Origin of the sequence: Flavobacterium sp. 1355, assembly GCF_017833415.1 — a bacterium.
Classification (GTDB): Bacteria; Bacteroidota; Bacteroidia; order Flavobacteriales; family Flavobacteriaceae; genus Flavobacterium.
Map to the genome: position 1 here is coordinate 58,855 of NZ_JAFICC010000001.1, position 21,139 is coordinate 79,993.

A 21,139-nucleotide genomic window follows, 5' to 3' on the forward strand; every position below is an offset into this window, starting at 1 on the left:
AATTTTAATCAAATATAGAATAAAATTGAATGTTTTTTAAATTATTCTCAATTTAAACGATCTCAGCGCTCAATCCGGCTTCTAATAGTTGTGTGCATTGAGGTTTTAATTTGTCAATCGGGCCTGTTTTTACAGTGCATTTCCCGTTATAATGTACGATTAATGAACATTGTTCTGCCTGTTCTGCTGTATGGCTGCATACACGCATTAATGTTTCTATTACGTGATCAAAAGTATTTACATCGTCATTATAAACTATGATTTCGTTATTGAAACCTGTGGCTTCTTTTTCACGAACTCTTTCTCTTACTTTTTCTTTAGTACTCATTTCTTAGATTTTTTGTACTTGTAATTTACTTCTAACTAATTTACGTATTTTAATGAAACCCAGTTGTTCCTTTGAAATTTTTTAACGTAAGTCAGTCCTTTTTCTGTACATGAAGCATCAATAAAAGGAATGTCTTCTTCATAGAAACCGCTTAAAAGCAATAATCCTTTTGGGTTTAAACAATCCACATAAACCTGCATATCATTCAATAAAATATTGCGGTTAATGTTCGCAATAATCAAGTCGTATTTTTTGCCCTCCAATAAAGCGGCATCGCCTTCATAAACGCTAATATGTTTGCAGTTATTGCGTTCAGCATTTTCAATAGAATTCAGATAACACCAGTTATCGATATCAATAGCATCAATTGGCTGAGCCCCTTTCATTTCGGCCAAAATTGCCAAAATTGCTGTTCCGCAGCCCATATCCAGTGTTTTTAAGCCGGTAACATCAATCTCTAATAAATGCTGGATCATCATATGAGTAGTTTCATGGTGGCCGGTTCCAAAACTCATTTTTGGTTCGATTACGATATCAAATTCAGCATCTGTTTTTTCATGAAAAGGGGCACGTACATGGCATTTTCCGTCGACATCAATAGCTTCAAAATTCTTTTCCCATTCCTCGTTCCAGTTTACCTGATCGATTTCTTCAACAGTATATTCAATTTTAAATTCGTCAGATTGTAAAATATAAATGTCATCCAGAATAGTTGAATCCCACAAATCTTTCTTTACATAAGCCGAAATTCCGGTTTCTGTTTCGGTAAAAGTTTCAAAAGCCTTTTCTCCTAATTCAGCAATTAAAATTTCTGACCCCGGTTCTTTTGGTTCAATTGTAAAATGATACCCTAAATATATATTTGACATAAATAATTTTTTTGCAAAGGTAAGAATACAAAGCAAAAGTTGTTTATAAATCTAAACGAACATTGTTAAAATTAAAAAGCGTTCGCTGTGCGAACGCTTTTTTATATAAGCATTTTAAAATCTAAAATCTATCCCGTCCCGAAGCCTCGGATCGGGACTAAAATATAAAATTAGATAGCCGTCACGATAGCTAAGAAGTCCTCAGCTTTTAATGCAGCACCTCCAATAAGACCACCATCTACATCTGGTTTTCCAAAGATTTCTTTAGCATTATCCGGTTTTACAGAGCCACCGTATAAAATAGAAACTTCATCAGCGATGTCAGCTCCAAAAGCTTTACGGATAGTTTCTCTGATAAATTCGTGCATTTCCTGCGCTTGTTCCGGAGAAGCAGTTTCTCCTGTTCCGATAGCCCAAACCGGCTCATAAGCTAAAACAACTTTAGACCATGATTCTTTTGCGATATGGAAAATTCCGTCACGCAATTGGTTTTCAACAATATTGAAATGATTTCCGGACTGACGGTCTTTTAGTTCTTCACCAAAACAGAAAATTACAGTCATATCATGTTTCAAAGCAGTGTCTACTTTGCTTGCGATTAAAGCATCTGTTTCGTGAAAAATAGCGCGGCGCTCAGAGTGACCCAGAATTACTGTATTTACACCAATACTAGTTAACATGTCTGCAGAAATTTCTCCTGTAAAAGCTCCGCCTTCAGCCTGATGAACGTTTTGGGCAGCAACACCAATCGTAGTGTTTTTTACTTTAGCAGCAGCGGCCTGTAAGTTTACAAATGTTGGAGCAACAATCACCTGTGCAGTTGTTTGTGCTGGTATTTTTGTAATTAATTCACTTAATAATTCTTCAGTTTGTCCTGCGTTTTTGTGCATTTTCCAGTTTCCTGCAACAATCTTTTTTCTCATTTTGGTAGTTTTTATTATTCTTTTAATTTTTGTTTTTGTGGTAATTTGTGAAGCTGTTTAAGCTTGATTTAAACTTTTTAAGGTTTCATCGATTTTGTCAAAATCAGTTTCAACAGCACGATACAAAACAATTTTTCCGGTTTTATCTATAATAATATATCTCGGAATCCAGTCAAGATCAATTGCTTTTCCGAAAACACCTTTCATACCGTCGTTCATCATAAAATGATCTCCTTTTAATTCGTGTTTTTCAATTCCGGCTTTCCATTTTTCTGCTGTTTTATCAGCAGATAGAAATAAGTAGGATACATCAGGATTATTGGCTTGCAATTCTTTTAGTTTTGGCATAGCTTTTACACAATCGCCGCACCAGGAAGCCCAAACTTCGATTACCAGTGTTTTTCCTTTATATTTTTTAAGAATGTTTTTAAATGTAGCCTGATCTCCCTCCAGGGTTAATAATTTTTCAGACACAGCCTCTTTAGAGAAACTTGTTTTTTGAGCCTGTGTACATGAAAAAGTAACAAAGGCAATAAGGATTAGGGATATTTGTTTCATATGAAGATTATAAAATTTTATTCGAATACTCAATTCACAAAGTTAAACAAACAAATCGAATGCCAAATGGAGATTAACAAAATTTGAAGAGTCGTTTATTATGTAACAAAACATGGAATTTTGGTTAGAAAAAACGAATTGAAATCGTAATAGTTAGCCTGAAAAATGAAAAAACTTAGATGTAATCTTTTAAGGAAGTGAAATTCAGAGAATATTTTTTTGTTTTTATGGCTTTTTGGGGACTGAAAAACGTCAGCTTCAAACAAAAAAATCTTCAATACTATTGAAGACTTTAAGATGTTTTGAGGAAATATTAGTTCAATTCATAATTACCGTTTGCCAATTTTTTAGAAGGAAAAATCCATTCGTCTAAAGCTTTATATAAAAAACCATGTTTTAGATTTGTATTTAATTCAATTTCTGTGAAATGATTAATTTTTAGTTTTGAAGTTTCCTTTCGTTTAAGGGCAGAAACACCATATATATCCGACTTTTCATAAATCGTCAGAATGTTTCCGCAAAAATTGATGTCTGGAATCTCTTCTATATCCGAATCCCGGAAACATCCGATAAAAACAAAATTCACATTTGGATTAGCCAGATAAGTCGACACGTATTGTGCGATATAACCACCTTTTGAAGTTCCGATAACAGTTATCTTGTTAGGCGCAATTCCTTTTTTCAACAGTGTTTTGATTTGTTTTACAACCTTTTCTGCATAATCAGATGCATTTGTGTTTTTCTTTCTTTTTTCGCTAAAAACAATAAAATTATCTTTTCTGAATGATTCTAAAATTTTATCGTATTCTGCTTTTCCATATTCAGGATGAGCTGCATTCAGGTCGTTTTCTTCGATAAATTTATTGTGAAGAAAAAAAATATAAGCCTGATCTGTATTTTTTGTCTGACCAAAACTTAAAATAGTAAACAGCATTATGAACAGAGCAATAATAACTTTAAAGAGTTTTTCATCGATTGAGAATGTTGAATTTGTAATCAAATATAGATAAAAAAACGCCAATACTCTTAGAGAGAATATTGGCGTTGATAAAAGTTTTTGCTTAATTCTTTTACAAACTATAAGCAATATCAGATAATTTTAAATCATCAACATCGTTATAATGAAGTTTCTGCACTACAGTTCCTTTATGTAAAACTACAATGCTAGGATTGGCTCTTTCAACTGTTTTTAAAGTGGTTGCGTCGCAGAAATAAAAATCAACGTTTAGACCATATTGTTTTTTTGCTTTTGCAATTTCGTCTGCACCCGAAGCTGTCATGGCAATTACTTTGTATCCTTTTGCTTTTGCTTCCTGATTTACTTTTTCGAGCTTTTGCATTCCTTCCGGAGAAGATAAAGTTAAATCGTAAGTAACGAAAATTACCAGTTTTGGCTCTTTCAATAATTCTTCTTTATAATCAGAATCATCTTTTACCATAGTAAAATCGTGAATTGGCGGTACATAGCCTTCTGTAATTATTTTATCTTTTCTATCCACGAAAGTGGCACCCTCAGGAATATTCATCAAATCTTTTTCAGTAAATTCTTTATCCACTCCGTTTACTTTGTAGATAAAAACCATTTCTACAACCGATTTTGGAGCACCATCAGGAATTCTCATTCCGTCTTCAATATTATTGCCCACTTTAAAAGGACGAAAATCTTTTATAGGATTATGATTTAAAACCCAAACTGCCATAATTACACATAATACAATGCTTGCCAAAGCAATTATGTTGGTTACTAACTTTGAAAACAGCGGTTTTACCAATTTTTTGTTGATGAATAAAATCAAAATAAAGAAAAGCAAAACAACATCTTTTGTAAATGACTGCCAAGGTGTTAAGTGCAGCGCATCCCCAAAACAGCCACAATCTTTTACAACATCAAAATAAGCCGAGTAGAAGGTAAGGAACGTAAAGAAAACAATTAAAAGCAAAAGAGCCCAAATGGTTGTTTTTGCTTTATAACCAACCAATAACATTACGCCTAAAACTACTTCTAAAATCACCAAAAAGATCGCTAATCCTAAAGCTAAAGGTTCTAAAAAAGGCATATTAAAAACCGGTTCACTAAAATATTCGGCCAGTTTATAAGAGAAACCAACAGGGTCATTTAGTTTAATTAATCCTGAAATGATAAATAATACGCCGACAAACAAGCGTGAGAATTGAGTAATGATGTTTTTCATATTTTGTGTTTTTTTTGCCACGAATTTCACGAATGAGCACGAATTAATTTGTGTAAATTCGAGAAATTCGTGGCTGAAATATTATTTTAATGGATCAAGTATGAGAGCAAAAACAGAATAATTAATCATATCCTGATAATTGGCGTCTATACCTTCAGATACTAAAGTTTTTCCTTTATTATCTTCAATTTGCTTTACTCGAAGTAATTTCTGAAGAATCAAATCGGTCAGTGAACTTACACGCATTTCGCGCCATGCTTCACCATAATCGTGATTTTTGGCTAACATCAATTCTTTGGTTAATCTAACCTTTTCATCATATAATTCAGTTGCTTTTTCTACATCAAGATCCGGCTGTTCTACAACGCCCAATTCTAATTGTATTAAAGCCATGATAGAATAATTTATAATTCCGATGAACTCTCCTTTTTCGTCTTCATCTACCTTACGAACTTCGTTTTCCTGTAAACTTCTGATTCTTTGTGCTTTTATAAAAATTTGATCTGTCAGCGACGGCAGTCGTAAAATACGCCAGGCGCTCCCGTAATCTTTCATTTTATTGATAAACAAGGTTCGGCAAACCGTGATTACATTATCAAATTCAAGGGAAGTATTCTTCATTTATTGCTGTATATTTGCTAAAATTTCTTCAAAAATAAGGATAAAATTAAAGAGTTTCAAGTTTCAGGTTTTCTTTGTTTCAAGTTTTTTCTAAACAAAGTGTTAATGCCAAAACTTGAAACTAAAAAAATGTTTCAGGTTTCAGGTTTCAAGTTGAAGTACATTGCGCAAGCTGAGTAACTTGAAACGTGAAACAAGAAAAACCTGAAACAAAATTCATGAAACTTGAAACGTGAAACAAAAATAACTACACATTATGTTGATTAACTGCAAAGGCGAACTTATAGATTTATCGATTCCTAAAGTAATGGGGATTTTGAATGTGACACCCAATTCTTTTTTTGACGGTGGAAAATACAAAAACGAACAAGAAATCATTTTGCAGGTAGAAAAAATGCTTGCCGAAGGTGCCGATTTTATTGATATCGGAGCCTACTCAAGCAAGCCAAGTGCAGCGTTTGTAACAGAACAAGAAGAAACAGAACGAATTATTCCTGTAATCGAATTGATTTTAAAGCATTTTCCTAAAGCATTATTGTCAATCGATACTTTTAGGGCAGAAGTTGCAAAAGCTAGTATAGAAAGCGGCTCCGCCATTATAAATGATATTTCGGCAGGAGAACTTGATGATAAAATGTTTGACGTTATTGCCAGATATAATGTTCCGTATATCATGATGCACATGCGTGGGAACCCGCAGACTATGCAAAGTTTGACGCAGTACGACGATATTGTAAAAGAAATACTTTTTTATTTTTCTGAAAAAGTTCAAAAAGCGACAAGCATGGGAATTAATGATTTAATTCTCGATCCTGGTTTTGGTTTTGCCAAAACAACAGATCAAAATTATGAAGTGATGCAAAAAATGGAACTTTTTAATTTGTTGGAATTGCCTGTTTTAGCAGGTATTTCAAGAAAGTCAATGATTTATAAAACACTTAATAGCACACCGCAGGAAGCCTTAAACGGAACTACATTTCTAAATGCAATTGCTTTGACAAAAGGGGCTAAAATCCTGCGTGTTCATGATGTTAAAGAAGCTGTGGAATGTGTTACTTTGTTTAATAAAATAAATTCTAATAAGAATAACCAATAAATTTGTCATTCCGAGGAACGAAGAAATCACACTGGAAACTCTGCAAACAAAATCGCCAATCTTTGTCGATTACTAGTGTGATTCCTTCGTTCCTCGGAATGACAAACTTTGTTTAAAAGAAATAAAATGAAATACTTTAGCCTAATTATCATCTTTGTCCTTTTCTCCTGCGGAAAAAAAGAAGACGTTTTACTTCCAAAATCAAACGTAACAATTGTAAAAGATGTAGAGGATCTTTCGCCAATTTATATCTTTTTTAAAACAGAGGGAAAAGATACAATTGCTGAAGTAAACCGAAAGAGCAGCATAATTTCCACCAACTGGATTTTTAATATTGACAAACGCCTGCCTTTAAAATTGGTAATTCCGGAAGTAATGAAATTGCAGGAAAAAAAGCGTGCCGACAGCGCCCATAAAAAAGAAAAAGCCGAAAATTATTATTCCTATGCAGATTCCATTGGAAAGAATTTAGCCTTTTTGCCTTTCACGAAAGTGTATTACAAAATGGAAAAACCAAATAAAGAAAATTTTGTATTTTATTTTAGAAAAGGAAAAGAGAAAGTTTTGGTAGGTAATAAGGAAATAAAAATATCAGAAATATTACAGCATTTTTATAGTATAAAGTTTGAAAGAGTGCCAGATGTGGTATTTTTATTTGATAAGAACATGAGCTATGAAGAATATATACAAGATAAAATTTTACTGCAAAAATATGTGTCTTACAATCTTGATAAACTTCCGGTAGAATTCATCTTCTAAAAACTTGAAACTTGAAACAAAGAAAACCTGAAACAGAGAAACAAAAAACTACTGGTGATGATAAGGTTCATTTCTTAAAATCGTAAATCCTCGATACAATTGTTCGATAAAAAACAAGCGAACCATTTGATGCGAAAATGTCATTAGCGAAAGCGAAATTTTTCCCTGCGCTTTGCTGTAAACCGTGTCTGAGAACCCGTAAGGCCCGCCAATTACAAAAACTAAAGTTTTGATTCCGGAGTTCATTTTCTTTTGCAATTCTTCAGAAAAACCGACGCTGGAGAAGTTTTTTCCGTTTTCATCCAGTAAAATCAATTGATCAGTAGGAGAGAGTTTAGATAAAATCAATTCGCCTTCTTTTTCTTTTTGCTGACTTTCAGATAAATTTTTGACATTTTTGATGTCTGGAATAATCTCCAAATCAAATTTGATATAAAACGACAAACGTTTAGTATAATCGTCGATTAAAGTCTGCAGCGATTTGTTGTCGGTTTTGCCAATGGCGATAAGTTTGATGTTCATTTTTTTATTTTTTCGCTACGACCCGAGCGTTAGCGAACGGGCGAAGTAATTGCACGAATTTTATTTTAGTTTTTTGCCACAGATTGCACAGATTTTCACAGATTAAAAAAATATTAACAGTTAAATAATCTTTTTAATCCTTTAATCTGTGGCAAATAAAAGGCTATTTTTTGTTCTCAAAAACAGTTTTAAAATGCTCTACGATAGGGAATGGTTCGTAATAATGATGCAAAATCTTCTTCCATTCTAAATATGCTTCAGAAGTTCTGAAACCTATTGTATGATCTTCCAATGTATTCCAGTCAACCAATAAGAGATATTTATTTTCGACTTCAAGACATTTCTGTAACGTATGACCCAAATATCCATCAACTGAAGAAATATATTGACTTGCCTTTGCAAAATCAATTTCGAACTGAGTTAATAAATCTCGTTTTATATAAAGAAAAGCGGCTTCTAGAATCATAGTTTAATAAGATTATAAATTCATTTTATCTGCTCGATCTGCTAAATCTGCGAGAAAAAAAATAATCTCTCGCAGATTTAGCAGATCGAGCAGATTTTATTTTTTAATATTTAGCGATTAAAAAATCTGCGCTAATCAGCTTTAATCTTGTGTAATCTGCGTGAAATATTTTTACACAAATTTCGACAAGTTTAGTTTTTAGAAAATTTTGCTTCAAAAGCTTTAAATCTTGTATCTAAATCTTTCAGTAATTGTTTTTTTACAGAAGCGTCCTGAATAAAACTGTAATTAATACTATTGTAAACATATTGTTTTATTGTCGCGTACGAAACATCAGGATATCTTTTGGCTAATAAAACATATTGCTCTGTCATATTGGTTCTTAAAATTCCGGCATCATCTGTACTAATAACAATAGGCACATTGAACTCTTTATAAAGCGTAAACGGATGTCTGTTTTCTTTTACTTTCAAAATGAATTCGTTACTTACCAGATTAATTTCAATTGGAATATTGTTTTTTGCCATATAGCGTAATAAATCATACGAATTGGCTTCGTAAGCGATATCAACGCCGTGACCAATTCGGTTTGCTCCTGCAACATAAATTGCATCATTAATATGCCAGGTTAAATCTTCCGGCTGAACTAAACCTAAAGTCAGCTCACCTGCGTGAAGTGTATATTTCACGTCAGGAAATTTCGAATGGCAATATTTGAACATCACCATGTGCAGCCAGTAATCTTTCATGGAGTTTTCACCGTGTTCAGGAGAAACAATATTTACTCCTGCAACCAATTTGCTGTCGCTTGCAGAGATAAAGGCAATAGTAAGGTTTTTAAACAAATCTACCGGATCCATAAAACGAAGCACAAAATTTTGATAACGCATCGTGAATTTTTCGTCATCCATTTTTAAATCTTTATGCAGTTTTGCAATGAAGTTTGTATTAAAATCTACAGCATATTTTTTGGCATCTTTTTGCTGAATCGCTTTGTATAATTCGTCTAAAAGTTTCAAAACTGCTTTTTCGTCTTTTTGTACAGCAGCCTGACGCAGTTTTGTATTGAAATCAGTCAAATCTGCGACATTCATATCACACGGAATTGTTGATAACTGTGTTTCAATATAACTTACATTTTCTGCAATGGCACGTTTTTTTAATTCAAGCATTCCTTCCGCAAAGTGACCTGGAATTGTGGGTTCGAATTTCTGAAAAGAGTCAAAAAACAAATCGTCAGATGGTACAGATCCGTTATAATCTTTAGCCGACCAGGTTTGCATAACCTGTTGCTGATAAAAATCCAGTTTTCCTTGGTTTTTTAGAGAAGAAAAAGTCTGCCAGTTTCCTTGTGCGGGTTTTGCTTTTGAAACTGCCATAGTTTCCAGATTCAAATAAAAATCTTCTGCAATGGCTCTTTCCAAAAGAGGTTCTGCATAAACTGATCCCGAAAAATGATGGTGTAAATCGCCCCCTTTTGGCATTTGCTGAAAAAAAGCTGTTAAGAGAGCTTCATTATTTCTGTTTTTTTCTAAATAACTTTCAGCCGATTGAGAAAAGCCGATTTGTGCTATAAAAATACAGAAAAGCGTAATTATCCTTGTCATACTCTAAGTTTAAATTACATGCAAATGTAAGAGTTTTGGAGGAGATTTGAAAATGTGTTTTGGGATTGATGTTTTGGGACGTGAATTTAACCGCAAAGTTAGCAAAGATTTTACGCAGTTCTGTCATCTCGACGAAGGAGAGATCACACAAGAAACTCCGCAATCAAAAGCGTAATCTTTGCCGGGCTACTAGTGTGATCTCTCCTTCGTCGAGATGACAACTAAACGAAAAAAAGACGCACAGTAGTGCGCCTTCTTAAAAATCTTAGAACCTTAGTAACTTAGAATCTTAGTCACTTAAGAAAAAAGTACATCATGAATTTCCTCAACCTTATCAAATACGCTTTTTGCAAAAGGGCAAAGCGGAATAATCTTTAGATTATTTTGGCGGGCATATTCTACGGCAGCCATTACCAGTTTTTTTCCAACACCTTTTCCGTTAAATTCTTCATTTACTTCTGTGTGGTCGATAATAAATTTTGAATCTCCTGCCCAGGTATAAGTCATTTTCCCTGCTTGTTTTCCGTCTTCTACAGCTTCAAAATAGCCTCTTCTTGTATCGTTTATTTGTTGTATTTCCATGATAAATTATATTAATGTAGTTTTGATTTCTATTGTGTTTGTTAATGTTTTATGAATCGGACAGCTGTTTGCGATTGTTTCTAAACGCTGTCTTTGTATTTGGTCTACCACGCCGGTTACTTCAATTTTTCTGGTAAATGAAGCTATATTTCGTTCAGAATCTCTTTCAAAATCAATTTTGACATTTATTTCAGAAACATCCCACTGTTTACGATTAATGTACATTCGTAAAGTAATCAGAGTACATGAGGCCAATGATGCGGCCAAAAGCTCTGTGGGATTAAAACCTAAATTTTTGCCTCCAACTTCCTGTGGTTCATCTGCGATGATAACATTTTCGCTGGCAGTTGTTATCTCGGTGCGGTATAAACGTGTATCTATTTTTGCTGAAACTGTATCCATATTTATTTGATTCTTGGTTCTGGTAATGGTACAAATTCGGTTTCACCCGGAACTTTAGGAAACGTCTGTGCCGTCCAGTCCTGTTTGGCTTTTTCAATCAATTCTTTATCAGAGGAAACGAAGTTCCAAAAGATAAAATGCTCTTCAGGAAATGGAGTACCGCCAAAAATATATACAGTTGAGTTTGCAGTGATTTCAAATTCACATAAACTGCTGTCGCTGGTAATAAGGATTTGTTTAGGATCGTAAATGTGTTCGCCGCTTTTGATGCTGCCTTCTAAAATATATAATCCACTTTCTCCAAATAAATCTTTTCCGATATTAATTTTTTGAGTGGTTTCACTTTTAATTTCAATAAAATACAGCGGACTGTAAACAGGAACCGGGGATTTTTTTCCGAATGCTTCGCCGGCAATTAATTTAAATGAAACTCCATTTTCTTCCCAAGCCGGAATATCCTGAGCTTCGACATGTGTAAAATTAGGATCCATTTGTTCCAGTTCTTTTGGCAGTGCCACCCAAATCTGTAATCCGTGAAGCATTTTGTCAGAATGTCTTAAGTATTCAGGTGTTCTTTCAGAATGTACAATTCCTTTTCCGGCTGTCATCCAGTTTACAGCACCTGGTTTTATTTCTAATTCTGTTCCAAGACTATCACGGTGCATAATACTTCCTTCAAACAAAAATGTAAGCGTCGAAAGTCCGATATGAGGATGCGGCGGAACATCCATATTTTGATATTGGTTTAAATGTGCCGGTCCCATATGATCGATAAATACAAATGGCCCAACGGCTCTTTTTTCGCGGAAAGGCAATAATCGCCCTACCATAAAATTGCCAATATTGGCGGCGCGTTCTTCGATGATTAAATTGATGTTTGACATGTGGTATTGTTTTATTTGAAAGCAAAATTACAGTTGTTATAGAAATCTGTAACTTAATTTAGATTAAGAAAAGTTGTTTTTGGTATTATTTATAAAAGTAAGAAATACAATTATAAAGATTTCATTGGAATTAAAAAATATAACACAATTGCACGAATTAAAACAGATTAATTGTTGAGAATTATTACAATTGTCAGACTGAGCGAAGTCGAAGTCCCGTGTGCTGAATCACTTTGCAAGACTTCGACTTCGCTCAGTCTGACAATGCGGTGAAAGATTACTCGTTTCTCAGAATTGATAAAAATCTTAAAAATCAATTAGTTGTAAATTAAATGAAATTCGTGTTTTAAATCTATTCAATCAATTCAAAATCCAAAACTTCACTTTCAGTTCCATTAATAATAATAGACAATTGATGTGCTCCCGTATGAAAAACTCTTGTTGTAATTAATTTAAAAGACTGGTTTCTTTCGATTTTTGTTAATTGATTCGGCTGATATATTTTTTCACTGATTTTGAAAACTTTTTTTGCCAAATGCCCTTTTGCTTTTTTGTAATGAACAGCGTATTCTAAACGTACTGTTTTTGCCTCTTTATTTTTATTGTTTAAGTAAAAATGAAACTGCAGGTAATCTCCAATTTTTACAATTGGGGTTTTAATTTCAAAAGACGAAAGCTCAATATTAGCACTTTCTAAACCAAAATGATTTAAAACTTCCGGATGTCCCTGTTTTAATAAAGTTCTGCATCCATGCTTTATAATGCCGTCAGTTTCTTTGCTGTGGCCTTTCCATTTTGAGGCAATTTCAAGCACAATTTGTGGATTATCTTTGGCAATGTCGTTTAAGTTATTTGCAACACTTCTGCGGACATATTCTGAAGGATCATTTTTTAAATTTTCCAGAATTGGAAGAATAGAAGCCGGGTCTTTCTTAAGAAAAGGAATTGCCATCGCCCAGGGTAATCGGGGTCTTGAACCTTCGCTGGCCAATCTTCGTACATGATGATTTTCGTGCAAAGACCATTTTATCATTTCATCGATCATTTTTTCTTTATATTTTAAAATGAACGGACGGACTGCAAATTCACAACTGATGAATTGTGTTATTGAAACAAAGGCTTTTGCCGAAGTTTTAAAATCGTCCAAGCCGTATATTTCGATATAATCGGCAAAAAAAATGAAAGCCAGATTGCCCTCAGTAAAACTATTCTTCTTTAAGTTTTGGATGATTTTATCAATTAAAGAAACGGCTTCAGGAAAATTCTCCGGCATAAACTGATGCAAAACCACTGTGGTATGTTTCATTCGTTCTTTCCATTCTTTTTGAGCAAAATCACCCTCATAAATGGTTTCTATAAATTTCTTTTTATCGAACGAAGGATGAACTTCGGCAACAGCCTGACCAAATTTTTCGTAAAAGGAAACCGAATAAATATCTTTAATTAAACCCATAATTTTGTTTGATTGAAGCTCAAAGATATTTAATGTTTTTAATATTAAAAAGGTAGATTTTAGAATAAATTATTTATGAAAACCATTCTTTTAATAAATAAATCAAGAATGTTTCTTTATCATAATTTTACCTACTTTTCTTGTTATATTAAAGTATTTTTTGAATGTCTCTCGATTTTTAGAACTTGTTTAACTTTCAATTCCACAAAATAAGTTTTACTTTAGCATCTTATAAAATTTATAAAAATGATTAGCGATATACAATTTCAAGCCGAATTAAAATTATTAATAAGCAATGCCATTCGTGAGGATGTGGGCACAGGAGATTACAGTTCATTGGCCTGTATTCCTGATACGGCACATGGTCAGGCTAAATTACTGGTAAAAGATCAGGGAATAATTGCGGGCGTTGAATTGGCAAAAATGGTTTTTGAACATGTAGATCCTAAGCTAAAAGTAAAAACTTATATAGAAGACGGTACACATGTAGAATATGGAGAAGTAGTGTTTGAGGTTTCGGGAAGCTCACAGTCAATTCTAAAAGCCGAAAGAGTAGTTTTGAACACGATGCAGCGTATGTCTGCAATTGCTACAAAAACAAATCAGTATGTTGCGCTTTTAAAAGGAACAGGGACTAAAATATTAGACACAAGGAAAACGACCCCAAATTTCAGAGCTGCAGAAAAATGGGCTGTAAAAATCGGAGGCGGAGAAAATCACCGTTTTGCACTTTATGATATGGTGATGTTAAAAGACAATCACATCGATTTTGCAGGCGGAATTACACTTGCAATTAAAAAAACAAAAGCATATCTTAAAGAAAATAACCTGGATTTAAAAATTATTGTTGAAGCCCGAAATTTAGATGAAATCAGAGAAATTTTATTGAGTGATGGCGTTCATAGAATTCTTATTGATAACTTTAATTATGAAGATACAAAGACGGCAGTAAAATTAATTGGAAACAAATGCCAGACAGAATCTTCGGGTAATATAAACGAAAAAACCATTCGTGAATATGCTTTATGCGGTGTGAATTATATTTCATCGGGAGCATTGACACATTCAATTTATAATATGGACCTGAGCTTGAAAGCTTTTTAAGTGATTGGTTTTGAGTTATAAATTATGAGTTAGGTTTGTAATCTAAAATCTGGCCTCAATCCCGGGGCTTCGGGACTAAAATCAAAAAAATATGTCGAAAGAGATAGAAGATCGGATTGAAAGAATTCCGCTGTTGCGCTCTGTGGTGCGGGGCTTAAAAAGAATAAAGCTTCCATGGCTGGAAGGTTTTTCGCTATACGATTTACTGGAGTTGTACGTTTTAGGAATTCTTGAAGGAGCGTTTTCCTATCATGCCAGTGCGGTTTCTTTTAGCTTTTTTATGGCTTTGTTTCCGTTTACCTTATTCATTCTGAATTTAATTCCTTTTATTCCTATAGAAGGATTTCAGGCCGATTTTCTGCTTTTTGTACAACAGGGAGTTCCTCCAAATACTTATGATGCAATTAGTAAAATTATTACAGATATCTTAAATAATAGTCACTCGGGTTTACTTTCTTCGGGATTTTTATTGTCTATTTTTTTAATGGCAAACGGGATCAACGGAATTTTGAGCGGTTTTGAATCGTCAAAACATGTTTTTGATAAAAGAGGTTTTTTTAGCCAGTATCTGGTTGCATTGGCAATTTCATTGGTTATGACAATAATATTGTTTGTAACGGTGGCAACAATTGTCGTTTTTGAGGTTTTAATTCAGAAAACCATCATTCAGGATGTACTAAGTGATAACATTCCACTAATCATTTTGGGCCGATATGTGTTTGTAATGTTGATGATTCTTATAACTACTTCAATATTACTTCGTTATGGTACAAAGCAGTACAATAAAGTGCCTTTTATTAGTATTGGATCAGTTTTTACAACAGTGTTAATTGTTATATCTTCGTTCTTTTTCGGGATTTGGGTTATAAAATTTTCAAAATACAACGAACTTTATGGTTCAATTGGTACATTATTAATTCTAATGTTTTATATTTGGATAAACTGTATGATTCTGCTTTTGGGGTTCGAATTGAACGCTACGGTCAGAAAATTAAAACAAAAAAAAATAAATATATTATGAAAAATTGGATGTTAACGATCGGTATTTTCTTTTTTGCATTAGGCACAGTTCAGAGCCAAAGTGTAATTGGAAAATGGAAAACTATCGATGATGAAACGGGAGAAGCAAAATCAATTGTAGAAGTTTACGAGAAATCGGGTAAGGTTTACGGTAAAGTCGTAGAAATACTTCGCGATAGTCACAAAAAAGATGTGTGTACCAAATGCGAAGGTGCAGAAAAAAATAAACCAATTTTGGGGATGGTTATTATCAACGGTCTTAAAAAAGACGGTAAGGAATATAACGGAGGAAGTATTCTTGATCCTACAAACGGTAAAAAGTACAAATGCTATATCACATTAGATTCTGCTGATAAATTGAAACTGCGTGGTTACGTTGGAGTTGCCATTATGGGAAGAACCCAATACTGGACACGAGTTAAAAATTAATTATATTTAAAATAAAATATGCGAAAATTAGTGTTGATAGTCTTATTTCTGGCCATCTTGCCAAATAGTTTCGGACAATCTAAAAATTCTGCATTACCCATAAGTCATCTAACAGGTGACTTTTATGTTTATAAAACATTCCATGATTACAACGGAACGCTGATTTCGGCCAATGCCATGTATCTTGTAACCAACAAAGGCGTTGTGCTCTTTGACGCTCCGTGGGATGAAACACAATTTCAGCCGTTATTGGACAGTATAAAAGCAAAACATAATAAGGAAGTCGTTATGTGCTTTGCAACGCATTCTCATGACGACAGGGCAGGAGGTATTGCATTTTACAAACAAAAAGGAATTAAAACCTACACAGGAAAACTTACCGATGAAATTTTAAAGAAAGAAAATAAGCCAAGAGCAGAATATATCGTGCCAAATGATACGCTATTTACCGTTGGGCAATATAAGTTTGAAGTGTTTTATCCCGGAAAAGGACATGCACCAGATAATATTGTGGCCTGGTTTGCTAAAGAAAAAGTACTTTATGGAGGTTGTTTTATAAAAAGTGCTGCTGCAAAAGATTTGGGTTACCTGGGTGATTCTGATGTAAAGCAGTGGGAAAAATCGATTAAAAAAGTAAAATCGAAATGCAAAGCACCACAATATATTATTCCTGGGCATGAAGACTGGACTGATACGCAATCTCTGGATCATACTTTAAAATTAGTTCAGGAATATAATAATGAAAAAGCGTCTGGTAAATTAAATAAAAAGTAATTTTACAGACCATAAAATCTTTACATGTATTTCGTCGAAGTTATTTTACCGCTTTCTTTAGCCAAAACATTTACTTACAGGGTTTCTGAAACTGAATTCCATTTTATAAAAAAAGGAATGCGGGTTGCAGTGCCTTTTGGAAAAAGTAAAATGTACACAGGTCTGGTTATGGATATTCATGAAAATGCTCCAAACTTATATGAAGCTAAGGAAATCCATCAGATTTTGGACGAAATACCCATTGGTACAGAAATTCAGCTTAAGCACTGGCTTTGGATTGCCAATTATTATATGTGTGGCATTGGAGACGTGTATCGTGGTGCGTTCCCTACAGGGTTATTGTTGGAGAGCGAAACAATTATTTCGCACAAACCAAATGTTACAGTAAATGACAGTGAGCTTTCTGATGATGAGTTTTTAATTTATGAAGCTTTACATCATCAAAGTTCTCTTAAAGTTCAGGATATCGTTTCGATTCTGAATAAGAAAAATATACTTCCGGTCCTGCAAAAAATGATTTTAAAAGATATCATTGTTTTAGAAGAGGAAATAAAAGAAAGCTACAAACCTAAACTGATTCGTTATGTGAAATTGCACAGCCAATATGAAACAGACGAAGGTTTGGAGCAGTTATTACAAGTGCTTAAAAGTGCTCATAAGCAAAAAGAAATTGTTTTATCCTATTTTCAGTTAAGAGCTTTAGAAAAGAGTCCCGTTACAGTTAAAAAACTAACAGAGGTTTCAGGCTCAACTTCTACCGTTATAAAAGCTTTAATCGAAAAAGAAATTCTGGAGGAATATTTTATACAGCATGACAGGGTTTCTTACGAAGGCAAAGCGTCTGAAAAACAATTGCTGCTAAGTGAAGCGCAGGAAGCAGCTTTTGATTCTATAAAAAAGAATTTAAGCGAAAAGGAAGTTTGCCTGCTTCATGGCGTAACCTCAAGCGGTAAAACAGAGATTTATATAAAACTTATTGAAGAGTATTTAAGCTCGGGAAAACAAATTCTGTATTTACTTCCGGAAATAGCGCTTACGACCCAATTAGTTTCCAGATTACGACTTCATTTTGGAGACAAAGTAGCCGTTTTTCATTCCAAATATAGCAATAATGAAAGGGTAGAGGTTTGGAAACAAACGCTTGAAAACTCAGAAAAGGCTCAAATTGTCATTGGCGCGAGGTCGGCTTTGTTTTTGCCTTTCGCCGATTTAGGGTTGTTAATTGTGGATGAAGAGCACGAACAGACTTTTAAGCAAGTTGATCCTGCACCCCGATATCATGCGCGTGATTCTGCAATAGTTTTAGCTAACCTGCATAAAGCCAAAGTGCTTTTAGGATCTGCAACACCAAGTATAGAAACCTATTTTAATACACAAACTGACAAATATGGTTTGGTATCGCTTTCAGAACGTTATAATAATGTACGAATGCCTGAAATTGTTTTAGTCGATTTGAAGGATAAGCACTTCAGAAAAAGGATGACAGGGCATTTTAGTGATGTGTTAATAGAAGAAATTGCTGAAGCCTTAACTTTGGGCGAGCAGATAATTTTATTTCAAAACAGACGAGGATATTCTCCTATTATAGAATGTTTGACTTGCGGACACGTGCCACATTGCCAGCAGTGTGACGTGAGCCTGACTTTTCATAAGCATAAAAATCAATTACGCTGTCATTATTGTGGTTATTCCATTTCAAAACCAACACATTGTCATAGCTGCTCTAGTGTAGATATGACTACAAAAGGATTTGGTACAGAACAAATTGAGCAGGAATTAATGTCTCTTTTTCCTAAAGCTAAAACATGGCGAATGGATCAGGATACGACGCGTGGTAAATTTGGTTTTGAAAAAATTATAGATTCTTTTAAAAACCGTGAAATAGATATTTTAGTCGGAACACAAATGCTGGCCAAAGGTTTAGATTTTGATAATGTAAGTCTTGTCGGTATTATGAATGCTGATAATATGCTGCATCATCCTGATTTCAGAGCGTTTGAAAGAAGTTATCAAATGATGACACAGGTTGCCGGAAGAGCGGGGAGAGCTGATAAACAAGGGAAAGTAATAATTCAAACCTATAACCCAAATCATAATACAATACAACAGGTTACAAACCATAATTATTTGGGGATGTACAAAGAGCAATTGTATGACAGGCAGATTTATAAATATCCGCCTTATTTCAGGATTATAAAACTGACGTTGAAAAACAAGGATTATGATAAGTTAAAAGAAGGTGCTATGTGGTTGTATCAGGTTTTGAGCCAGAATCTTGATATGCCTGTTTTAGGCCCGGAAGAACCGGCAATTAATAGAATCAGAAATGAATATATCCGTACAATCCTAATTAAAATTCCTCAGAACCTGCCATTGGGAGGTACAAAAAAAACTATTCAGAAAATGTTGAATAGTTTTGAGGCCGTTGCTCAGTACAGAGCTATAAAAGTGACTATAAACGTCGATTTTTATTAAGATGAGGTAGAAAGCGCTCTTACCAAATCTTCTTTCTTATTTCTGCTTAAGGGGATTTTGGTAATACCAATTTCTGCAAATTTACTATTAAAACGTTCAACCTTATCTATGTTAATGATATAGGATTTGTGTACGCGGATAAATTTGTCCTTTGACAGATCATTTTCAAAAGACTTCATGGTAGATAGAACGAGATTGCTGTCGTCTTCGGTAACTACTCTTACATAGTCTCCAAAAGCTTCAATCCATTTAATTTTTGAAGTGAAAATTTTCAGTTTTTTAAGATTGCTTTTTATAAAAATATGTTCGCCCTCTTCTTCCTTTACTTCTTTTTTAAGTAAATGCATGTCGATTGCTCTTTTTACAGAAGCATTAAAACGATCTACTGCTATTGGTTTTTGTAAATAATCGGTAGCATCATAATCAAAAGCTTTCAAAGCATATTCTGCTTTTGAAGTAATAAATATAATCTGGGGTTTAGATTTTAATCCGTCAAGGAAGTCAAAGCCATTGATAACAGGCATTTCAATATCTAAAAAAATTAAGTCAATATTATTTAAAGAGATACAGCTTTTGGCTTCTATTGCATTAGAAAAATCCCCAACTAAGTGCAAACCTGGGTGATTATTAACTAATTTTGCAATAATTGTCCTTTGTATAGAACTATCATCAACAACAACACAGTTTAGTTTCATAACATTTAAATTTAGAATAAATTCAGGATAGCAATAGTAAATGTATTATTTATTTGGTAAAAAAACTAAATTCAGCGGTTATTTTTTGCATTATAACGAATAAATGCAAAAAAGTGTTGTGTATATAAATTTAATGCTTACTTTTGCACCCAATTTTAACAAATAAATATTGTATTTATGAATCATTATGAAACTGTTTTCATTTTAAATCCCGTTTTATCTGAAGTTCAGGTGAAGGAAACAGTAACGAAATTTGAAGAATTTCTTACTAGTAGAGGAGCTGAAATGGTATCGAAAGAGGATTGGGGTCTGAAAAAAATGGCTTACGAAATCCAAAACAAAAAAAGTGGTTTTTATCACTTATTCGAATTCAAAGTAGCTGGAGAAGTTCTTGTAGCTTTTGAAACTGAATTTAGACGTGACGAAAGAGTTATGCGTTTCTTAACTGTAAGTTTAGACAAACATGCTATCTCATGGGCTGAAAGAAGAAGAGCCAAATTAAAATCTACTAAAGCTTAATTATTATGTCTACAATAGAGCAATCTGCAAAAGGAAAAAAAGACGGAGATATCAGATATTTAACGCCTTTAAACATTGAAACTAACAAAACTAAAAAGTATTGTCGTTTCAAAAAATCAGGAATCAAATATATCGATTATAAAGATGCTGATTTCTTATTGAAATTCGTTAACGAGCAAGGAAAAATTCTTCCACGTCGTTTAACAGGAACTTCATTAAAATACCAAAGAAAAGTTTCTGTAGCTGTAAAAAGAGCTCGTCACTTAGCTTTAATGCCATACGTGGCCGATTTATTAAAATAGTAAAAAAAAACAAAGTTGTTGGTTTCCCGTTAGACGGAACCTAACTTCTAAAATTATAAGGACAACAACATGGAAATTATTTTAAAACAAGACGTACAAAACCTAGGGTTTAAAGATGATGTAGTATCTGTAAAACCAGGTTACGGTCGTAACTTTTTGATTCCTCAGGGATTTGCTGCTTTAGCAACTCCTTCTGCAAAAAAAGTATTAGCTGAAAACTTAAAACAAAGAGCTCACAAAGAAGCTAAAATTGTTGCAGATGCAAAAGCAACTGCTGAAACTTTAAAAGCTCTTGAAATTAAAATCACAGCTAAAGCTGGTGGAGAAAAACTTTTTGGTTCTGTTACTAACATTGATATTGCTGAGGCATTAGAGAAATCAGGTAACGCTATCGATAGAAAATTCATCACAAGCGGAATCGTTAAACGTACAGGAAAATACAATGCAAGCATCCGTTTACACAGAGATGTTATCGTTGAATTGCCATACGAGATTATCGCAGAAAAATAACAACTTGTTAACTTATTGTTAATAAAATATAAAAATCACTCTTCGGAGT

General features: G+C 33.6%; 26 protein-coding genes. 11 read left to right on the forward strand and 15 right to left on the reverse strand.

All coding sequences use genetic code 11. From position 1 onward, the window contains the following. Positions 1–52: 52 nt before the first annotated feature. The 7 genes from JOD96_RS00275 to JOD96_RS00305 all read right to left on the reverse strand — a co-directional run bounded on the left by JOD96_RS00275 (position 53) and on the right by JOD96_RS00305 (position 5,491). On the reverse strand, positions 53–328 hold the full coding sequence (locus JOD96_RS00275; RefSeq protein WP_209562265.1) for an ATP-dependent Clp protease adaptor ClpS: 276 nt from the start codon (positions 326–328) through the stop codon (positions 53–55). Between the two features lie 35 nt (positions 329–363). Then, positions 364–1,197 carry a 50S ribosomal protein L11 methyltransferase gene (prmA, locus tag JOD96_RS00280; protein ID WP_209562266.1) on the reverse strand — a complete coding sequence of 278 codons (834 nt, stop codon included), beginning with the start codon at positions 1,195–1,197 and terminating at the stop codon, positions 364–366. Between the two features lie 170 nt (positions 1,198–1,367). Next, positions 1,368–2,120 (reverse strand): triose-phosphate isomerase, encoded by a 753-nt coding sequence (gene tpiA, locus JOD96_RS00285; RefSeq protein WP_209562267.1) that lies wholly within the window; start codon positions 2,118–2,120, stop codon positions 1,368–1,370. 57 nt (positions 2,121–2,177) lie between these two features. Then, positions 2,178–2,678, reverse strand: a complete 501-nt coding sequence (locus JOD96_RS00290; RefSeq protein WP_209562268.1) for a TlpA family protein disulfide reductase — start codon at positions 2,676–2,678, stop codon at positions 2,178–2,180. Between the two features lie 313 nt (positions 2,679–2,991). Next, entirely contained in the window at positions 2,992–3,612 is a 621-nt protein-coding gene (locus JOD96_RS00295) for an alpha/beta hydrolase (RefSeq protein ID WP_209562663.1), read from the reverse strand. Positions 3,613–3,748: 136 nt separating this feature from the next. Further along, the gene (locus JOD96_RS00300) at positions 3,749–4,870 is read right to left on the reverse strand and encodes a BT_3928 family protein (protein WP_209562269.1); all 1,122 of its coding nucleotides are present in this window, start codon (positions 4,868–4,870) and stop codon (positions 3,749–3,751) included. Positions 4,871–4,951: 81 nt separating this feature from the next. Then, complete coding sequence (locus JOD96_RS00305; protein WP_209562270.1) at positions 4,952–5,491, reverse strand: DUF1599 domain-containing protein; 540 nt, start codon at positions 5,489–5,491, stop codon at positions 4,952–4,954. Between the two features lie 256 nt (positions 5,492–5,747). On the opposite strand from JOD96_RS00305, the gene folP reads away from it, so the two are divergent. Both folP and JOD96_RS00315 read left to right on the forward strand, forming a co-directional pair. After that, entirely contained in the window at positions 5,748–6,587 is an 840-nt protein-coding gene (gene folP / locus JOD96_RS00310; RefSeq protein WP_209562271.1) for a dihydropteroate synthase, read from the forward strand. Positions 6,588–6,713: 126 nt separating this feature from the next. Then, positions 6,714–7,346: a hypothetical protein gene (locus JOD96_RS00315; RefSeq protein WP_209562272.1), complete on the forward strand. Its 633-nt coding sequence runs from the start codon at positions 6,714–6,716 to the stop codon at positions 7,344–7,346. A gap of 48 nt (positions 7,347–7,394) precedes the next feature. Here the strand turns inward: JOD96_RS00315 and rlmH are convergent, their stop codons facing one another. The 3 genes from rlmH to JOD96_RS00330 form a co-directional block, all read right to left on the reverse strand. Next, positions 7,395–7,868: a 23S rRNA (pseudouridine(1915)-N(3))-methyltransferase RlmH gene (gene rlmH, locus JOD96_RS00320; RefSeq protein ID WP_026982293.1), complete on the reverse strand. Its 474-nt coding sequence runs from the start codon at positions 7,866–7,868 to the stop codon at positions 7,395–7,397. A 163-nt stretch (positions 7,869–8,031) separates the two neighbouring features. After that, a complete protein-coding gene (locus tag JOD96_RS00325; protein ID WP_209562273.1) occupies positions 8,032–8,334 on the reverse strand; it encodes an antibiotic biosynthesis monooxygenase family protein in 303 nt (100 codons plus the stop codon). A gap of 191 nt (positions 8,335–8,525) precedes the next feature. Further along, positions 8,526–9,941: an adenosine deaminase gene (locus tag JOD96_RS00330; RefSeq protein WP_209562274.1), complete on the reverse strand. Its 1,416-nt coding sequence runs from the start codon at positions 9,939–9,941 to the stop codon at positions 8,526–8,528. A 52-nt stretch (positions 9,942–9,993) separates the two neighbouring features. Between JOD96_RS00330 and JOD96_RS22510 the strand changes: the two genes are divergently transcribed. Next, positions 9,994–10,116 carry a hypothetical protein gene (locus JOD96_RS22510; RefSeq protein WP_262898511.1) on the forward strand — a complete coding sequence of 41 codons (123 nt, stop codon included), beginning with the start codon at positions 9,994–9,996 and terminating at the stop codon, positions 10,114–10,116. A gap of 122 nt (positions 10,117–10,238) precedes the next feature. Here JOD96_RS22510 and JOD96_RS00335 read toward each other — a convergent pair whose 3' ends face one another. The 4 genes from JOD96_RS00335 to JOD96_RS00350 form a co-directional block, all read right to left on the reverse strand. After that, complete coding sequence (locus JOD96_RS00335; protein ID WP_209562275.1) at positions 10,239–10,523, reverse strand: GNAT family N-acetyltransferase; 285 nt, start codon at positions 10,521–10,523, stop codon at positions 10,239–10,241. 6 nt (positions 10,524–10,529) lie between these two features. Beyond that, complete coding sequence (locus JOD96_RS00340) at positions 10,530–10,925, reverse strand: OsmC family protein (protein ID WP_209562276.1); 396 nt, start codon at positions 10,923–10,925, stop codon at positions 10,530–10,532. A gap of 2 nt (positions 10,926–10,927) precedes the next feature. Then, complete coding sequence (locus JOD96_RS00345) at positions 10,928–11,809, reverse strand: pirin family protein (RefSeq protein WP_209562277.1); 882 nt, start codon at positions 11,807–11,809, stop codon at positions 10,928–10,930. A gap of 352 nt (positions 11,810–12,161) precedes the next feature. Continuing rightward, the gene (locus JOD96_RS00350; RefSeq protein WP_209562278.1) at positions 12,162–13,262 is read right to left on the reverse strand and encodes a DNA alkylation repair protein; all 1,101 of its coding nucleotides are present in this window, start codon (positions 13,260–13,262) and stop codon (positions 12,162–12,164) included. Between the two features lie 246 nt (positions 13,263–13,508). Here JOD96_RS00350 and nadC point away from each other — a divergent pair, with 246 nt between their 5' ends. The 5 genes from nadC (at position 13,509) to priA (ending at position 19,064) form a co-directional block, all read left to right on the forward strand. Beyond that, entirely contained in the window at positions 13,509–14,366 is an 858-nt protein-coding gene (gene nadC / locus JOD96_RS00355) for a carboxylating nicotinate-nucleotide diphosphorylase (RefSeq protein ID WP_209562279.1), read from the forward strand. 91 nt (positions 14,367–14,457) lie between these two features. Further along, complete coding sequence (locus tag JOD96_RS00360; RefSeq protein ID WP_209562280.1) at positions 14,458–15,387, forward strand: YihY/virulence factor BrkB family protein; 930 nt, start codon at positions 14,458–14,460, stop codon at positions 15,385–15,387. After that, positions 15,384–15,815 (forward strand): DUF2147 domain-containing protein, encoded by a 432-nt coding sequence (locus JOD96_RS00365; protein ID WP_209562281.1) that lies wholly within the window; start codon positions 15,384–15,386, stop codon positions 15,813–15,815. Before JOD96_RS00360 ends, JOD96_RS00365 begins: the two co-directional genes overlap by 4 nt. An 18-nt stretch (positions 15,816–15,833) precedes the next feature. Beyond that, the gene (bla-B1-FLAV, locus tag JOD96_RS00370; protein ID WP_209562282.1) at positions 15,834–16,589 is read left to right on the forward strand and encodes a subclass B1 metallo-beta-lactamase; all 756 of its coding nucleotides are present in this window, start codon (positions 15,834–15,836) and stop codon (positions 16,587–16,589) included. Positions 16,590–16,613: 24 nt separating this feature from the next. After that, complete coding sequence (priA, locus tag JOD96_RS00375) at positions 16,614–19,064, forward strand: primosomal protein N' (RefSeq protein WP_209562283.1); 2,451 nt, start codon at positions 16,614–16,616, stop codon at positions 19,062–19,064. Here priA and JOD96_RS00380 read toward each other — a convergent pair. Then, positions 19,061–19,759 (reverse strand): LytR/AlgR family response regulator transcription factor, encoded by a 699-nt coding sequence (locus tag JOD96_RS00380; RefSeq protein WP_209562284.1) that lies wholly within the window; start codon positions 19,757–19,759, stop codon positions 19,061–19,063. The genes priA and JOD96_RS00380 overlap by 4 nt on opposite strands. Positions 19,760–19,936: 177 nt before the next feature. Here JOD96_RS00380 and rpsF point away from each other — a divergent pair, with 177 nt between their 5' ends. The 3 genes from rpsF to rplI all read left to right on the forward strand — a co-directional run bounded on the left by rpsF (position 19,937) and on the right by rplI (position 21,090). Next, complete coding sequence (gene rpsF / locus JOD96_RS00385; protein ID WP_026729424.1) at positions 19,937–20,278, forward strand: 30S ribosomal protein S6; 342 nt, start codon at positions 19,937–19,939, stop codon at positions 20,276–20,278. 5 nt (positions 20,279–20,283) lie between these two features. Then, positions 20,284–20,580 (forward strand): 30S ribosomal protein S18, encoded by a 297-nt coding sequence (rpsR, locus tag JOD96_RS00390; protein ID WP_002987043.1) that lies wholly within the window; start codon positions 20,284–20,286, stop codon positions 20,578–20,580. Between the two features lie 69 nt (positions 20,581–20,649). Continuing rightward, positions 20,650–21,090: a 50S ribosomal protein L9 gene (gene rplI, locus JOD96_RS00395; RefSeq protein ID WP_209562285.1), complete on the forward strand. Its 441-nt coding sequence runs from the start codon at positions 20,650–20,652 to the stop codon at positions 21,088–21,090. The last annotated feature ends 49 nt before the right edge of the window (positions 21,091–21,139 follow it).

Excerpts from the sequence above, each read along its gene's own strand:
- JOD96_RS00275 (WP_209562265.1), bottom strand. The coding sequence starts at position 328 with ATGAGTACTAAAGAAAAAGTAAGAGAAAGAGTTCGTGAAAAAGAAGCC.
- prmA (WP_209562266.1), bottom strand. The coding sequence starts at position 1,197 with ATGTCAAATATATATTTAGGGTATCATTTTACAATTGAACCAAAAGAA.
- tpiA (WP_209562267.1), bottom strand. The coding sequence starts at position 2,120 with ATGAGAAAAAAGATTGTTGCAGGAAACTGGAAAATGCACAAAAACGCA.
- JOD96_RS00290 (WP_209562268.1), bottom strand. The coding sequence starts at position 2,678 with ATGAAACAAATATCCCTAATCCTTATTGCCTTTGTTACTTTTTCATGT.
- JOD96_RS00295 (WP_209562663.1), bottom strand. The coding sequence starts at position 3,612 with ATGCTGTTTACTATTTTAAGTTTTGGTCAGACAAAAAATACAGATCAG.
- JOD96_RS00300 (WP_209562269.1), bottom strand. The coding sequence starts at position 4,870 with ATGAAAAACATCATTACTCAATTCTCACGCTTGTTTGTCGGCGTATTA.
- JOD96_RS00305 (WP_209562270.1), bottom strand. The coding sequence starts at position 5,491 with ATGAAGAATACTTCCCTTGAATTTGATAATGTAATCACGGTTTGCCGA.
- folP (WP_209562271.1), top strand. The coding sequence starts at position 5,748 with ATGTTGATTAACTGCAAAGGCGAACTTATAGATTTATCGATTCCTAAA.
- JOD96_RS00315 (WP_209562272.1), top strand. The coding sequence starts at position 6,714 with ATGAAATACTTTAGCCTAATTATCATCTTTGTCCTTTTCTCCTGCGGA.
- rlmH (WP_026982293.1), bottom strand. The coding sequence starts at position 7,868 with ATGAACATCAAACTTATCGCCATTGGCAAAACCGACAACAAATCGCTG.
- JOD96_RS00325 (WP_209562273.1), bottom strand. The coding sequence starts at position 8,334 with ATGATTCTAGAAGCCGCTTTTCTTTATATAAAACGAGATTTATTAACT.
- JOD96_RS00330 (WP_209562274.1), bottom strand. The coding sequence starts at position 9,941 with ATGACAAGGATAATTACGCTTTTCTGTATTTTTATAGCACAAATCGGC.
- JOD96_RS22510 (WP_262898511.1), top strand. The coding sequence starts at position 9,994 with ATGTGTTTTGGGATTGATGTTTTGGGACGTGAATTTAACCGCAAAGTT.
- JOD96_RS00335 (WP_209562275.1), bottom strand. The coding sequence starts at position 10,523 with ATGGAAATACAACAAATAAACGATACAAGAAGAGGCTATTTTGAAGCT.
- JOD96_RS00340 (WP_209562276.1), bottom strand. The coding sequence starts at position 10,925 with ATGGATACAGTTTCAGCAAAAATAGATACACGTTTATACCGCACCGAG.
- JOD96_RS00345 (WP_209562277.1), bottom strand. The coding sequence starts at position 11,809 with ATGTCAAACATCAATTTAATCATCGAAGAACGCGCCGCCAATATTGGC.
- JOD96_RS00350 (WP_209562278.1), bottom strand. The coding sequence starts at position 13,262 with ATGGGTTTAATTAAAGATATTTATTCGGTTTCCTTTTACGAAAAATTT.
- nadC (WP_209562279.1), top strand. The coding sequence starts at position 13,509 with ATGATTAGCGATATACAATTTCAAGCCGAATTAAAATTATTAATAAGC.
- JOD96_RS00360 (WP_209562280.1), top strand. The coding sequence starts at position 14,458 with ATGTCGAAAGAGATAGAAGATCGGATTGAAAGAATTCCGCTGTTGCGC.
- JOD96_RS00365 (WP_209562281.1), top strand. The coding sequence starts at position 15,384 with ATGAAAAATTGGATGTTAACGATCGGTATTTTCTTTTTTGCATTAGGC.
- bla-B1-FLAV (WP_209562282.1), top strand. The coding sequence starts at position 15,834 with ATGCGAAAATTAGTGTTGATAGTCTTATTTCTGGCCATCTTGCCAAAT.
- priA (WP_209562283.1), top strand. The coding sequence starts at position 16,614 with ATGTATTTCGTCGAAGTTATTTTACCGCTTTCTTTAGCCAAAACATTT.
- JOD96_RS00380 (WP_209562284.1), bottom strand. The coding sequence starts at position 19,759 with ATGAAACTAAACTGTGTTGTTGTTGATGATAGTTCTATACAAAGGACA.
- rpsF (WP_026729424.1), top strand. The coding sequence starts at position 19,937 with ATGAATCATTATGAAACTGTTTTCATTTTAAATCCCGTTTTATCTGAA.
- rpsR (WP_002987043.1), top strand. The coding sequence starts at position 20,284 with ATGTCTACAATAGAGCAATCTGCAAAAGGAAAAAAAGACGGAGATATC.
- rplI (WP_209562285.1), top strand. The coding sequence starts at position 20,650 with ATGGAAATTATTTTAAAACAAGACGTACAAAACCTAGGGTTTAAAGAT.